Source organism: Ruminiclostridium cellobioparum DSM 1351 = ATCC 15832, assembly GCF_000621505.1.
Taxonomy (GTDB): Bacteria; Bacillota; Clostridia; order Acetivibrionales; family DSM-1351; genus Ruminiclostridium; species Ruminiclostridium cellobioparum.
Genome location: NZ_JHYD01000002.1, coordinates 48,593 through 61,066, shown reverse-complemented (window position 1 = coordinate 61,066; position 12,474 = coordinate 48,593). Strand labels below are relative to the sequence as shown.

Annotated in this window: 20 protein-coding genes; 3 read left to right on the top strand and 17 right to left on the bottom strand. The window is 40.1% G+C overall.

Going from position 1 to position 12,474, the window contains the following annotated elements:
* Positions 1-16: 16 nt before the first annotated feature.
* The 8 genes from T344_RS0102380 to T344_RS31695 all read right to left on the bottom strand — a co-directional run bounded on the left by T344_RS0102380 (position 17) and on the right by T344_RS31695 (position 4,585).
* Complete coding sequence (locus T344_RS0102380; protein ID WP_027627378.1) at positions 17-715, bottom strand: transglutaminase-like domain-containing protein; 699 nt, start codon at positions 713-715, stop codon at positions 17-19.
* A 45-nt stretch (positions 716-760) separates the two neighbouring features.
* On the bottom strand, positions 761-1,522 hold the full coding sequence (locus tag T344_RS0102375) for a helix-turn-helix domain-containing protein (protein WP_027627377.1): 762 nt from the start codon (positions 1,520-1,522) through the stop codon (positions 761-763).
* Positions 1,523-1,593: 71 nt separating this feature from the next.
* The gene (locus T344_RS0102370) at positions 1,594-2,280 is read right to left on the bottom strand and encodes an ABC transporter permease (protein WP_027627376.1); all 687 of its coding nucleotides are present in this window, start codon (positions 2,278-2,280) and stop codon (positions 1,594-1,596) included.
* Positions 2,277-3,161: an ABC transporter ATP-binding protein gene (locus T344_RS0102365; RefSeq protein ID WP_340140754.1), complete on the bottom strand. Its 885-nt coding sequence runs from the start codon at positions 3,159-3,161 to the stop codon at positions 2,277-2,279. Before T344_RS0102365 ends, T344_RS0102370 begins: the two co-directional genes overlap by 4 nt.
* A complete protein-coding gene (locus tag T344_RS0102360; RefSeq protein ID WP_027627374.1) occupies positions 3,109-3,606 on the bottom strand; it encodes a hypothetical protein in 498 nt (165 codons plus the stop codon). Before T344_RS0102360 ends, T344_RS0102365 begins: the two co-directional genes overlap by 53 nt.
* A gap of 1 nt (position 3,607) precedes the next feature.
* Positions 3,608-4,048, bottom strand: a complete 441-nt coding sequence (locus T344_RS0102355; protein ID WP_027627373.1) for a LytTR family DNA-binding domain-containing protein — start codon at positions 4,046-4,048, stop codon at positions 3,608-3,610.
* 134 nt (positions 4,049-4,182) lie between these two features.
* On the bottom strand, positions 4,183-4,518 hold the full coding sequence (locus tag T344_RS31875; RefSeq protein WP_084331069.1) for an ABC-2 family transporter protein: 336 nt from the start codon (positions 4,516-4,518) through the stop codon (positions 4,183-4,185).
* A gap of 4 nt (positions 4,519-4,522) precedes the next feature.
* Entirely contained in the window at positions 4,523-4,585 is a 63-nt protein-coding gene (locus T344_RS31695) for a hypothetical protein (RefSeq protein WP_278246138.1), read from the bottom strand.
* Between the two features lie 277 nt (positions 4,586-4,862).
* On the opposite strand from T344_RS31695, the gene T344_RS0102345 reads away from it, so the two are divergent.
* Positions 4,863-5,753, top strand: a complete 891-nt coding sequence (locus tag T344_RS0102345) for a LysR family transcriptional regulator (RefSeq protein ID WP_027627371.1) — start codon at positions 4,863-4,865, stop codon at positions 5,751-5,753.
* A gap of 86 nt (positions 5,754-5,839) precedes the next feature.
* Positions 5,840-6,013, top strand: a complete 174-nt coding sequence (locus T344_RS27405; protein WP_034860548.1) for an aspartyl-phosphate phosphatase Spo0E family protein — start codon at positions 5,840-5,842, stop codon at positions 6,011-6,013.
* Between the two features lie 15 nt (positions 6,014-6,028).
* Here the strand turns inward: T344_RS27405 and T344_RS0102335 are convergent, their stop codons facing one another.
* From T344_RS0102335 to T344_RS0102295, 9 genes are all read right to left on the bottom strand, one after another.
* The gene (locus T344_RS0102335; protein WP_027627370.1) at positions 6,029-6,232 is read right to left on the bottom strand and encodes an S-layer homology domain-containing protein; all 204 of its coding nucleotides are present in this window, start codon (positions 6,230-6,232) and stop codon (positions 6,029-6,031) included.
* A gap of 144 nt (positions 6,233-6,376) precedes the next feature.
* A complete protein-coding gene (locus tag T344_RS0102330; RefSeq protein ID WP_027627369.1) occupies positions 6,377-6,586 on the bottom strand; it encodes a hypothetical protein in 210 nt (69 codons plus the stop codon).
* A 466-nt stretch (positions 6,587-7,052) separates the two neighbouring features.
* Entirely contained in the window at positions 7,053-7,445 is a 393-nt protein-coding gene (rpsI, locus tag T344_RS0102325) for a 30S ribosomal protein S9 (protein WP_004623353.1), read from the bottom strand.
* Positions 7,446-7,463: 18 nt separating this feature from the next.
* Complete coding sequence (gene rplM, locus T344_RS0102320; protein WP_027627368.1) at positions 7,464-7,898, bottom strand: 50S ribosomal protein L13; 435 nt, start codon at positions 7,896-7,898, stop codon at positions 7,464-7,466.
* A 293-nt stretch (positions 7,899-8,191) separates the two neighbouring features.
* Positions 8,192-8,584 carry a hypothetical protein gene (locus T344_RS0102315; RefSeq protein WP_027627367.1) on the bottom strand — a complete coding sequence of 131 codons (393 nt, stop codon included), beginning with the start codon at positions 8,582-8,584 and terminating at the stop codon, positions 8,192-8,194.
* Between the two features lie 130 nt (positions 8,585-8,714).
* Positions 8,715-9,452: a tRNA pseudouridine(38-40) synthase TruA gene (gene truA / locus T344_RS0102310; protein ID WP_027627366.1), complete on the bottom strand. Its 738-nt coding sequence runs from the start codon at positions 9,450-9,452 to the stop codon at positions 8,715-8,717.
* A 4-nt stretch (positions 9,453-9,456) separates the two neighbouring features.
* Positions 9,457-9,645, bottom strand: coding sequence for a hypothetical protein (locus T344_RS0102305; protein ID WP_027627365.1), 189 nt, complete (start codon positions 9,643-9,645; stop codon positions 9,457-9,459).
* A gap of 243 nt (positions 9,646-9,888) precedes the next feature.
* On the bottom strand, positions 9,889-10,692 hold the full coding sequence (locus T344_RS0102300; RefSeq protein ID WP_027627364.1) for an energy-coupling factor transporter transmembrane component T family protein: 804 nt from the start codon (positions 10,690-10,692) through the stop codon (positions 9,889-9,891).
* Between the two features lie 11 nt (positions 10,693-10,703).
* Positions 10,704-11,546 (bottom strand): energy-coupling factor transporter ATPase, encoded by an 843-nt coding sequence (locus tag T344_RS0102295; RefSeq protein ID WP_027627363.1) that lies wholly within the window; start codon positions 11,544-11,546, stop codon positions 10,704-10,706.
* A 300-nt stretch (positions 11,547-11,846) separates the two neighbouring features.
* Here T344_RS0102295 and T344_RS0102290 point away from each other — a divergent pair, with 300 nt between their 5' ends.
* Entirely contained in the window at positions 11,847-12,443 is a 597-nt protein-coding gene (locus tag T344_RS0102290) for a class I SAM-dependent methyltransferase (protein ID WP_027627362.1), read from the top strand.
* Positions 12,444-12,474: the final 31 nt, after the last annotated feature.

Genomic DNA, 12,474 nt, shown 5'->3' with positions numbered 1-12,474 from the left:
TCAATAGGCATTTAGCTTAAAAATTACGGATTTTCTCAACATTGCGGTTCATCAGCTGCCTTCCGACGTACCTGAATATCACTTTTTTTATAGGGCTTAACTGCTGGGAATGCTCCAAAAAAAACCTGTCGGGATTGTCAAAAACACCGAAATCATTGTTAATACCTTCCTTTTGAATGTAGGTGTCATTGCCATTCCACTCAATGTGGGGATTTTTAAAATCTTCGACCGCAACTCCGTAGCCGCAAAAGCTGCCCTGACAGTTATCGAATTTTTTCTGAAGACTGGACAGGTATTTTTGATCCAGAATAAAACCTTCCAGGTTGAACCATTTACCTTCGTATAGTATCTCAACCCAGCTATGAATGATACTCTTTGGCGCTAATCTGTAAATTATGCCTGTCATGGCGCCAAACTGCAGTTCCTTATTAATGGTAAAACCATGCATCCGGCAGGGAACTCCAACAGCCCGCAGAATTGCCATAAACAGGGTCCCTTTTGTATTGCACTGTCCATAACCGTCGGCAAGTACCTTTGAGGCAGGTATATTGTCATCGGTATTATAACCGAACTTAATCTCATCTCTCACAAAATTATATATTTCCCGGATTTTATTGAAGGTGTCCATTGAAGCCCATCCCCGGCCCTGTATCAGCTCTTGAACAGCTTTGTTTCCATAATCAAGCATTCTTGTTTTTTCCAGATAATTATTCATCCATATTGACCTCCCTTCAAGTTTGGCTATATGGTATCACACAAATCAGAAAAAAACTTTTAAAAACTCGCTGTCTTTTAGAATACCGCTTGCCGACATGCCTGTCATATCCCTGTTTGTGCGGGCCAGATGTGCAGGAGTATCAAACCCTGCTGCCATGGCAGCTTGGGTTATATTACTGCCTTCGAACAGCACTGTGTAAGCCCTGAGTAATTTATTCAGCACCATATAGCTCTTCAGAGGTATCCCGGTCTGCTCCTTAAAAAGATGCGCCAGCCTGCTGGGCGAAAGTGACAATTTATCCGAAAAATACCTTAAATTATATTTTCCCTGATCATACTTACATGCTTCAAGCAGCTTCAACAATTCATATATTCTTACATCAAAGTCAGGCAAGGATTTACCGGTATGAAAAATCTCATATACCCCATCTATAAATCCCAGCAGATTGTCTTTATTCATTGTTCCCAATATCCCGTTTATTTGCTTTTGAAGCCGGTCAGCCGTTTCACCGGGCAGGATAAAGTACGGCTTATTCTCCAGGAAATCCCTTCTTATCTGTCTGGCCGTTTCAGTGGTAGGTTCCATAAGAATTGTAAAATGTACCTTTTCACCCGTTTTAAATTCATGCCGGGCAGCCATATCAACAACTATGCATTTGCAGGATATTTCCTTTCCTTCAACATTGATATCCAGGTTCCCGGCACAGCTAAGGAACAGCTGCAGCATCCAGTGCTTATGATTTTCGGCCTTTACGGTATCAGATACTGCCGCAAGGTTTTTACCGGGCTTGATAATATAATTCATTAATTTCTCCATGTGATTTTTGTAAGTTTGTAATTCTTATTATGCTTATTATTCTTATTATTCTTATTAATTTACTCGTCTGTTTTTGCCCTTCTGTAAAGCAGTATATAAAGCCCTGTGACTATTATAAAATTTATTGAACAGATAATAACAGCCTCTGCCGTCCACCTCTGTCCCCCTATCAAATACTGTATCTGCTGCCCAAAAAGGTATTTTGATATGCTCTCCAGATTTTTATTAAAGTATGAAAGCATGGGAAGAAAGGAAAAGATCATTCCCAGCGGCACCGCAAGACCGTTTGTAGCACTGGGACTCTTTGAATAGGTTCCCACGCACATTCCTATCAATACCGATATGACACTTCCGAAAATTGCGGCAGAGTAAAACACCCCCACATTGATTGAGCCGTCTCCCTGCATTAATAAAAAAGAACTTCCGGTCAAGCAGTCCAGAACCACCACAAATACTGCCGTGCTCAAAAAGAATTCCAGGGATGAAATGCCCGACATCCTTAGCACACGCAGTGTATTTTTCTCCTTTTCCTCGGCAATCATGCTTGCTGCCACTACAATAGGTGTAAACACGAAATGCATTGTTGCAAACACTCCGATGAAAAATAACTTTTCTCCTCCAATGGATTGTGTCATTATAAAGGCCACAGCCGGATATACAATAAACAAAACAAGCACCTGGATATTCCTGATCACATCTTTTATATCTTTTGCCAGTATGGCAGTCATATGGTTTATCTGAATCATAGGTTCAAGCCCCTCCCCGTCAATTTCATAAATACAGTTCCGAGATTGGGTTCGGAGGAATGGATGGCCTCCACCTTATCTTCACTGAAATATGAGGCTATTTTTTCTGCTGAAGCTGAACTGTTTGGAATCCTGACTGTCTCCCCATTCTTAAATATAATTTCAACCGTATTTTCCCGGTTGTATTTCCGGCATAACTCTCCGGGAACTCCGTATTCAACAATTTTTCCTTCGTTCAGCAAAGCAATATTATCACATAGCTTATAGGCTTCTTCCATATTGTGAGTTGTCAGGAATATAGTTGTTCCCGCATTTTTAAGTTCATTCAGATATTCGTGGATTTCCTGGGCCGTCGCAGGGTCCAAACCGCCTGTGGGCTCATCCAGAAATAAAATTTCCGGTTTATGAAGCACTGCCCTGGCCAGCAGCAATCTCTGCCGCATGCCTTTTGACAACCGTCCCGCAGGCGTTTTCACGGCTTCCGACAGCCCAACCCTTTTTAGGACAGAATGGATTGTCCGATTATCAATCCTGTATATCCGGGCAAACAGCTTCATATTGTCATAGCAGTCCAATCTTTCATATACTCCGCAATTGTCCAGTACCATCCCGACTTTCGAATAAATTTCATTGCCGAACCTGCTGCAGTCCTTTCCCAATACCCTGGCCTGCCCGCCATACTTCAACTGTCCCGTCAATATTTTGATCAGGGTGGTCTTACCTGCTCCCGAAGGCCCCAGCAGTCCAAAAAGTTCTCCGCAGGCCACAGTCAGGCAGATATTATCCAGAACCTTTTTTTCTCCGAATATTTTTTCCAGCTTCTCAATCTCAAGACTGTTCATCATCTTCCTCCAATCCATGCTCTTTACGGTAACGTTCAAAGCCTTTCTCAATCTTTTTGTTTTCCAGTTTTGTCTTTATATATATTACCAGCAGGCTCAGAGCAAAGCAGCTGGAAAAGGCTGTCAGAAAACCGCACCAGGCATACAGGTTATTAAGAGGGAACCAGTCAAATACACCGGCAAAAACGGTAATTATCGGTATTACCGATAATACCATGCCCACTGTTCTCCAAAATGCAGTCATATGTTTAAGCAGCTTTTCAGAAAACCAAAATACTTTTGAACCTTCCATAACCAGAGATACCAGCAGGAATTGAACTATTGTATAAACCGCTATACCGTCACTTCCAAAACTGTAAAGCGATGAAATGGCACCGGCGTCCTTTCCCACAAAACGGGCCGTAAATGCAATACAGATCACCATAATGGAAAATGTGTTAAATGCCTCTGAAAAAAAATCAAATATAGTAAACCTTTTCTCCATATTACTTCACCCCCAGTTTCTTTTTTACAAAAGGTGAATACTGCCTTGAAACATACAGTTTCTCATTATTGCTCATAGTAAGCAGAATCCTCCCGTCCAGATCTGATTTTAGGGATTGGATCTGCTCAAAATTGACAATGCAGGATTTGTTCGCCCTGAAAAATTCTGTTCCTCCAAGCTGTTCCTCCAGCTCATAAAGCCGCAACGGAGTTTCATAAACGTCAGTTTTGGTGTAAAAGAAAGTTTTCTTATCCACCGTATCTATATATAGAATCTTGCTGATATCCAATATATGTATCTGCCCGTTTTTCTCTCCGGTAAACTTCATATCCATAATGCGGATAAGCGAGACAAGCCTTTCAATTTCCGGTGTCAGCTGATTGCAGATAATATTTATCTCGGTCTCCTGTACATCGCTGAAAGTCTGAATGTTAATCTTCATTTACTGACCTCCATATCGCTTTTATAATATCTCCGGTATTTCTTTATTTCAAGTCTGCACAACCTAAGTTGCGGATTTCTGTTACCAAGTTACAAAAAAAGAGACTGTTTAAAAGTCCCTTTGATATCTGTAATTTAAATATATATTGTATGTATAAAACAAAACTGTCCTACAGCTGCTTTTTCACGGTTTCCTACTGGACATTTTACCTCCCCATTATATAACAGATTCTCATTAATTTCCATGGTGTATCTGCATACTATGTATATTTCTTTAAATTTTCCTATGTACCACTGGCAAAAGGTATATTGAAACTGCCGTACTACCAGATAAACCAGCGGATTGAGTGGACGAATCAGATACGAATCCATTCCCCCGCTCCTCACCAGCTCCCCCATATCCTTCATTGGCTGCCATAACAGGAAGCTGCTTATTGAGTACGTAAGCCAGTTGGTGGTGAATAGAAACAAGAATTCATATTAGGATTCCAACCATCATCTTAATTGTTGTTGACTTGCCTGCCCCATTTTCACCAATAAACCCAACAATCTTACCGGTTTCAATGTTGAAGGAAATATCTTTTACCGCATTGATTATTGTATAGTGCGGTTGGAAAAATTGCTTTACCGAACAAAGCAGTCCCTTTTCTCTCTCACAACATGATAACTTTTTGAAATATGCTCCACATTAATTCCCATACTGTATTAATCCCCTTCCGCTTTTACATTATAATGGCATTGTAAATACTATTAGTAAAATTGAATTAATAAATTGTAACTATCGATTTTATTGATACACCGGAGACAGGTACCCAATGAACATTAAACAACTGCAAACTGTTCTTGTTCTTACAGAAAAAATGAATTTTACAGAAACAGCTTTACAGATCGGTTACGCACAATCCACTATAACCACTCAGATTAAATTACTTGAGGAGGAGCTGGGCACCCCTCTCTTTGAACGCCTTGGCAAAACCATTGTCCTGACTGCCGCCGGTCAGAGATTACTTCCCTATGCAAAAGATATGGTTCAATTAGAGCATAAAATTATATCCCACGTTCCGGAATCAGAATCGCCCTCCGGTACATTGAAAATCGGAGTTGCAGAATCTCTATGCTATACAAAATTTCCAAAACTCCTGCAGGATTACAAAAGTCTGTATCCAAATGTTGATATTCAGCTTAAATTTATAAATCACACTACATTTCCCCAACTTCTGCAGCAGGGACTGCTGGATTTTGTTTATACAATAAATACAGCATATAAAGACGATAATTTCCTGATTCCATATAGTCAGCCGGAATCCCTTGACTTTCTGGTTTCTCCCAAACACCCGCTGACCCAATGTAAAATGGTCGTCGAAGAAGATATTGCAAAGTATCCTTTACTGCTTACCGATGCAAATTGCAATTTTCGTATTATGCTTTTATCCGACCTGGCAAGAAAAGGACTCACCTGCAAAATAGCTCTTGAGACATCAAGTAAAGAGATTCTTAAGCAATTTGCCGCTAATGGTCATGGTATTGCTTTCATCCCTTCCATCACAGCACAAAATGAATTGGCGGATCATAGTCTTGTAAAACTTAAATGGGGTGGTATGCAATTTCCCATTATGTCACAGATTATTATCCATAAAAACAAATTAATAATGCCTGAAATAGAAGCTTTCTGGCATATTTATGAGACTTTTTCACAAAACCCTTGAGTACACCGGCATACTCAGTAATATTCATCATAATGTGAATATTAATTGCCGGCTTGCAAATACTGTCTTTGGAGGAGGAAATAAATATGAGCGAACTTCAAAGACTCCTGGATGATATAGATAAATTGCGTGAAAATTTACATGCGGTTATAAGTAAAAAAGGCATCAATCTGACTGATCCGGAAATAATCTCAGCCAGCCAAATGCTGAATGCCGCCATAACCAAGTATAACGAAATAATAAACCAAAAGCGCTTATAGAGTATCTGTGCCGCTTCAGGCACATCGCTGAAGTTGGACTTTAGCCTCAGAGGTAAGACCCAGAGTTCTTATGAGCCAGCCTAAATATTCACCTCTGGTTACAGCCTTGTCCGGACTGAAAACAGTATCCGAAGTTCCCTGGGCAAAGCCGTATGAGGCCACGGTTACAACCGCAGGAGCGTACCATTTTTCACTCTTTACATCCTCAAAGCTCTTCATAATAAATGCTACGGCATATTTGCTGAAATGAGTGACGGTAAAGATACAACCTTCTTATCAGCTGAATATCTGGAATCTGGAACAACTATCCTGTTTCCGTTATCATCTATATACCAGGCAATAATAAACTGAGGATTTTTAGCCTCAAAAGCCGTAGCCGTATAAGGGATACTTACAGTTACCGGTTTGTCGGGAATTACTCCACTTGATTATATTTCCGTCAACTCTAAGGCTTATATCCACTACCGGCTTATCCCCGATCATGTTTCTGTTCTCTTTGCTCAGCTGTGACTTATCAACATTTTCTATCACCAATTCAACCGTCTTTGCTGCTTTATAATCGGTCTGCAGCATGTTGGACGGCAGTGAGACTGTTCCGAATTCCGTTTTGACCTCTATTTTGCGGTCTTCACCGGAAGCTGTAAATATTGCAGCCGGAATGCTGAGAGCATAGGTTCTACACTCTGGACCAGAGGAATATCAACCGCCGTACTATGGGCCTTTCGGCCTCCACATCCCCTTCAGACAGTACCTCTCGATACTGCCCTGGATTAAACTTCCCGGTTTGTACCAGCACTATCGGGGGAAGGACTTTCATCTTCGAGAATTTCCATGCTTCCAGACTCTGGAGTCGTTCTTGTCTCGACATCGTTCTCGGTGTCTTTAACACATGGAATGGGGAAGCCTACGACTTCCCCTATGCGACTGCCTGTCGCACAAAAACCCCAAAACATTACTATTTGAGGGTTGCAGCATTGCAAAAAACCCATGGAACAAATGTTCCATGGGTTTTTGAAGTGACTTTCGCAGAAAGACACTATTATCTCTTTGAAAATTGAGGCGCTCTTCTTGCTTTCTTGAGACCGTATTTCTTTCTTTCCTTCATTCTTGGGTCTCTGGTCAGGAAACCGGCTTTCTTAAGTGCAGGTCTGAGTTCTTCATCAGCCTTTAAGAGAGCTCTTGAAATACCGTGTCTGATTGCACCAGCCTGGCCGGTGAAACCTCCGCCGATAACCTTGCATATAACGTCAAACTTTGCCAATGTATCAGTGAGGGTTAATGGTTGCTTAACTATAACCTTCAAAGTATCCAATCCAAAGTAGTCATCCAATGTTCTATCATTAATAAGAATTTTACCTTCTCCAGGAACAAGCCTTACCCTTGCTATTGATTTTTTTCTACGTCCTGTACCATAGTAGTATACCTTAGCCATTATTTTGTCCTCCCTCCATTAAATGTTCAAATCAAGTACTTCTGGTTTTTGTGCCTGATGGTTATGTTCAGTTCCAGCATAAACTTTGAGCTTTCTGAACATTTGTCTTCCAAGACTGTTCTTTGGAAGCATTCCCTTTACAGCTATCTCAATAGCTCTTTCAGGGTGTTTTTCCATCAAGTGCTTGTACTTGACTTCCTTCAATCCGCCTGGATGAAGAGAGTGAGTTCTGTAAAGCTTCTGATCAAGTTTCTTACCTGTCAAAACTACTTTTTCCGCATTCAGTACTATTACATGATCACCGGTATCAACATGTGGTGTAAATATCGGCTTATTCTTTCCTCTCAGAATAGCAGCAACTTCACTTGCCAATCTTCCAAGCGGCTTGCCTTCAGCATCAATAATGTACCATTTTCTTTCAATCTGTTCCGCTTTTGCCATGAAAGTTTTCATTTCTTAACACTACCTCCTTAAAAATCTATACTGTCTATGTCAAACAGTGTTTACCGTATATGTGCCTTGGACACTAGAACATTTTAATATACACATTTAACTATGTCAAGTATAAATTACCGAAAATTTAATTTACCTCTCATTATCTCTCGTTCTTTCTCGATATATCTCGATCACTCGTATATAATCGTTTTTGATTTCACTTTTTTGTTATTAGTATAAATCAATGGAAAAATGGACCTTTATTAAGCATAAGCCAGTTCAATTGATATCACAGGTGTTCTTCGTCATATTTACGGCCATTCCGGCATAAAACCCATTTTGTTAATATCTTTTTCAACACAGCTTATAAATTTTTCAAGTTCCAATACATAGTCATCTTTCTCACATTCAAAATCTATAAAACTATTCTTTACCCTGATTTTTGAACCATGTTGTTTAATGACAAGAAAGGGATTACAGCCCCATCCGTCCAAATTTATTTCTAAATCTCCCAATTTATCATCTTTAAACGCTTTTACAATTGAATATATGGGAACCGAATCCTCTGAAAACTTCTGGTTATCATCACTTTCTATTGTAAACCTTGCTTCCAACTCATAGTATAAAATCCTCTCCAATGACATTTCCAAAAAATCAGTAGACTTTGAGTTATACTTTTTTTGCCATTCATATTTGATGTACATAATTCTCCTACACTATACAATCTTTTTAACCGTGCATCTTATTTTATGAAGTTGTCCTCACGTACCAGTTGATTCCAAATAGAGTTATCTGTAAAGCAATACAAAATTTCAATTAGCACAACAGGTTAAATTAATAGTATATCTCCATCAGGTACAACCCCCGCGCCGGAGCTGTTTTCCCGGCCTTCGTCCGGTCGAGCCCGCCAATGATTCCTGGAATATCACTTTCCCTTAGCTTTCCCATTCCTACATATATCAATGTACCTGCAATTATCCTGATCATATTGTATAAAAAACCGTTTCCGCTCACCTCAAGCTCAATCAGTTTATTTTCTTTCCTGCTGACGTTCATACTGTAGATTTCACGGACAGTGCTGCGGACTTGCCCGCCTGTGGCCTGAAAAGCTGCAAAATCATGCTCTCCCACAAAATGTGCCGCAGCTTTTCTCATTTGTTCAAAATCCAGCTCCGGCCTCACATGGCATGCTCTGTTGCGCATCAGGGCCGACTGGTGCGCCGAATTGCAGATGAGGTATCTGTACTTTTTGCCCTTTGAGGAATATCTGGAATGAAAGTCCTCAGGAACCTCCTCTGATTTTTGAATAACTATGTCCTCAGGCAACAGATTGTTTAATGCATAGGAGAACTTTTCACCGGGGATGGTTGAGTCTGTAAAAAAATGCGCAACCTGTCCATAGGCATGAACCCCCACATCGGTCCTGCTGCAGCCGGTAACCCCGGTTTGCACTCCCAGGAGCCTGCATAGGGCTTTTTCAACATGTTCCTGAATTGTAACGGCATTTTTCTGGATCTGCCAGCCGTGATAATTGGTTCCGTCGTATTCTATGGTTAATTTAATATTCCTCATATCTTTATCCTTTTACCTGATCAAATATCCAACTACGAAATAAAATACCGCTCTGTTGGATGTTTGTCAAATCAAATTTAACAAAGACTGCAAACAAACCCTGCTGATATGGAAAACCCATGGGAACGCCCTTATATTTTGCGCTTACGGTTTTCTTGTAGAGTTCCTGAAATCTCTTCAGTGAGTCACTCATAACAGGATTGTTCCACTTTTCTTTTCCTTTTTATGGAAATTATGTAAAATAATAAAAGCAACCAACATTTAGGAAGGCTGCTCTATTTATATGTGCAAATTAGTTATGTGCAATTAGTGTAAATTAACCACTCAAAAACGTATTGTACATTGTCAATAGAGGGTAAATAGTAATGATTAAAAGGCTTTCTATTTGATTATAATAGTCAATTTTCAAAATTAAATATTTAGTTTGAAAATTGTACTAGAACACCATATACTGCATTGCCAGCACCCAGGCCATAAAGACAGCAGTTATGGCCGACGTAATAAAATCATACCTGGTAAGTCTCAGCTGCTTCATTCTCGTCCTGCCTTCACTGCCTCTGTAGCACCTTGCCTCCATTGCGGTGGCAAGCTCATCGGCCCTGCGGAATGCGCTGATAAACAAAGGTATGAGTACCGGAATGAAGCTTTTTGCGCGTTCTACCATGTTCCCGCTGTCAAAATCAGCGCCTCTGGAGGATTGTGCCTTGATAATCTTATCCGTTTCTTCAAGAAGCGTGGGTATAAATCTCAGAGCTATGGTCATCATCATGGCTATTTCATGTACAGGTACCCTGATTCTCTTTAAGGGTCCCAGGAGCTTTTCAATCCCGTCTGTCAATGCAATGGGCGTTGTGGTGTATGTCAACATACTGGCTGTTATAATCAGCAGGAAAAGCCTTATAGCCATTTTTACGGCCATATCCACGCCTTCATAGGTCATCTTTATAAAACCAAATTCAAAAATTATTCTCCCTCCGATGGTAAACATGTTTATCACACCGGCAAAAACAACTATAAATATTACAGGCTTCAAACCCTTTAATATAAATTTGACGGGAACATTTGACGTCACAATCATCAATGCCGTAAAAAGTGTGAGCAGCAGATAACCCCAATAGGTATTTATTAAAAATATGAATATCATCATTACAAATGTCAGTATGATCTTTGTCCTCGGGTCCGATTTATGAAGCAGCGAATCGCCCGGTACATACTGACCTATTGTTATATCTCTTATCATTTAAACCTCCATTATTGTTTCAAATGCTTTTGCAGCTCTTTGACCGCCGCTTCAACGGTGAATATGTTTTCATCAATATCGGGCAATATGGTTTTCAGCCTCTTCATCAGATATGTGATCTGCGGTGCCGAAAGGCCTATTTTCTCCAGCTGGTCAGGTTGTGTATATACCTCTCCCGAAGGCTTATCCATATAAACCGTACCCTCATTCATCACTATAACTCTATCTGCCAGCTTTGCTATGTCCTCCATACTGTGGGACACCAGTATTACAGTCATATTAAAATCCCTGTGGAGCTCTTTAATGTAGCCGAATATTTCGTCACGTCCGCTGGGGTCCAGGCCTGCCGTCGGTTCATCCAGAACCAGGATTTTGGGCATCATAGCAACAACACCTGCTATTGCGACTCTGCGCTTCTGACCTCCTGAGAGCTCAAAAGGTGACTTTTCAAGGATCGACTCATCAAGGCCTACTGAATGAAGCGCAGAAATAACTCTTTGCTGTATTTCCTCATCCGAAAGCCCCTGCTTCAGCAGTCCGAAGGAGATATCCTTTTTCACCGTATCCTCGAACAATTGGTGCTCGGGATATTGGAACACTATTCCCACCTGTCGTCTTAATTCCTTTAAATCTTTTTGCTTGGTATCGATACCGTTTATTATTACCCTTCCGGCCGTTGGCTTCAGTATCCCGTTTAAATGCTGTATGAGCGTAGATTTGCCCGAGCCGGTATGTCCGATGATCCCAATAAACTCTCCATCCTGTATATCAATATTAATATCATGCAGTGCATTTTTTTCAAAGGGTCCTCCATTTGAATAAGTAAATTTCAGACCTTCTATATTAATAGGCATAGTTTACTCCCGGTTATAAATTCAATCAAATAATTGTACATCAATTAATATTACCACAACTATACATAAATAGTGAATAGAAAAAGTATATGCAAGTCCTCAAATATAGCCGTTATTTGCTGCCTGTGAAGCACTGTCCGCCATAACAGCATAATTATAGGATTATTTCCAAATATATATTATAATAATAGTTATTATAAAAATCTTATATATAATAAAAAATATAAAAAATGCCGGTTATTAAATACTTTAACATATGAAATAAAGCCGGATTAATTTGTTCCCGGAGGTACAATACCCATGAGCCAGCATTACTTTACTGAAAATCCCGATTCTGAAATTAAAGAGAAAAGCTTTATTGAAAATATAAACGGAAAGGAATTGAGCTTTACATCGGTAAGCGGTGTCTTTTCCTTTGAAAACAGGATTGACAAGGTATCTCAAAACCTTATAAAGAACTTCATTCCCGGCGGTTCCTCAATACTTGATGTGGGCTGCGGTTACGGAGCTATCGGTTTGTTTCTGAAGGCTCTTTTTGCCTCCCAGACAGTTACAATGATTGATATCAATAACAGAGCCCTGGATTATACAAGAAAAAATGCCTCGGCCAACAAGCTGGAGGTTGAAGTTCTGCACAGCAACCTTTATGAAGCCCTGCAAGACAGGTATTTTGATGACATAGTTTCAAATCCTCCCTTTGCAGCAGGAAAGGAGTTGAATACCAGGCTGATAAATGAAGCCTATGGGCATTTAACGGCAAATGGCTCCTTGTGGCTGGTTGCCTTTCATAATAAGGGCGGTTCAACACTGAAGGATATAATGAAAAACGTTTTCGGGAATGTTGATGATGTTGATAAAAGCGGTGGCATCAGGGTATATAAAGCCATAAAAAAATAGGACATTTTTATAATAATTTTTCAGGTTATAG

What these genes read in the sequence shown, in the direction of transcription:
- T344_RS0102380 (WP_027627378.1), bottom strand. Translation starts at nt 715, where the DNA reads ATGAATAATTATCTGGAAAAAACAAGAATGCTTGATTATGGAAACAAA.
- T344_RS0102375 (WP_027627377.1), bottom strand. Translation starts at nt 1,522, where the DNA reads ATGAATTATATTATCAAGCCCGGTAAAAACCTTGCGGCAGTATCTGAT.
- T344_RS0102370 (WP_027627376.1), bottom strand. Translation starts at nt 2,280, where the DNA reads ATGATTCAGATAAACCATATGACTGCCATACTGGCAAAAGATATAAAA.
- T344_RS0102360 (WP_027627374.1), bottom strand. Translation starts at nt 3,606, where the DNA reads ATGGAGAAAAGGTTTACTATATTTGATTTTTTTTCAGAGGCATTTAAC.
- T344_RS0102355 (WP_027627373.1), bottom strand. Translation starts at nt 4,048, where the DNA reads ATGAAGATTAACATTCAGACTTTCAGCGATGTACAGGAGACCGAGATA.
- T344_RS0102345 (WP_027627371.1), top strand. Translation starts at nt 4,863, where the DNA reads ATGAACATTAAACAACTGCAAACTGTTCTTGTTCTTACAGAAAAAATG.
- T344_RS27405 (WP_034860548.1), top strand. Translation starts at nt 5,840, where the DNA reads ATGAGCGAACTTCAAAGACTCCTGGATGATATAGATAAATTGCGTGAA.
- T344_RS0102335 (WP_027627370.1), bottom strand. Translation starts at nt 6,232, where the DNA reads ATGAAGAGCTTTGAGGATGTAAAGAGTGAAAAATGGTACGCTCCTGCG.
- T344_RS0102330 (WP_027627369.1), bottom strand. Translation starts at nt 6,586, where the DNA reads ATGCTGCAGACCGATTATAAAGCAGCAAAGACGGTTGAATTGGTGATA.
- rpsI (WP_004623353.1), bottom strand. Translation starts at nt 7,445, where the DNA reads ATGGCTAAGGTATACTACTATGGTACAGGACGTAGAAAAAAATCAATA.
- rplM (WP_027627368.1), bottom strand. Translation starts at nt 7,898, where the DNA reads ATGAAAACTTTCATGGCAAAAGCGGAACAGATTGAAAGAAAATGGTAC.
- T344_RS0102315 (WP_027627367.1), bottom strand. Translation starts at nt 8,584, where the DNA reads ATGTACATCAAATATGAATGGCAAAAAAAGTATAACTCAAAGTCTACT.
- truA (WP_027627366.1), bottom strand. Translation starts at nt 9,452, where the DNA reads ATGAGGAATATTAAATTAACCATAGAATACGACGGAACCAATTATCAC.
- T344_RS0102305 (WP_027627365.1), bottom strand. Translation starts at nt 9,645, where the DNA reads ATGAGTGACTCACTGAAGAGATTTCAGGAACTCTACAAGAAAACCGTA.
- T344_RS0102300 (WP_027627364.1), bottom strand. Translation starts at nt 10,692, where the DNA reads ATGATAAGAGATATAACAATAGGTCAGTATGTACCGGGCGATTCGCTG.
- T344_RS0102295 (WP_027627363.1), bottom strand. Translation starts at nt 11,546, where the DNA reads ATGCCTATTAATATAGAAGGTCTGAAATTTACTTATTCAAATGGAGGA.
- T344_RS0102290 (WP_027627362.1), top strand. Translation starts at nt 11,847, where the DNA reads ATGAGCCAGCATTACTTTACTGAAAATCCCGATTCTGAAATTAAAGAG.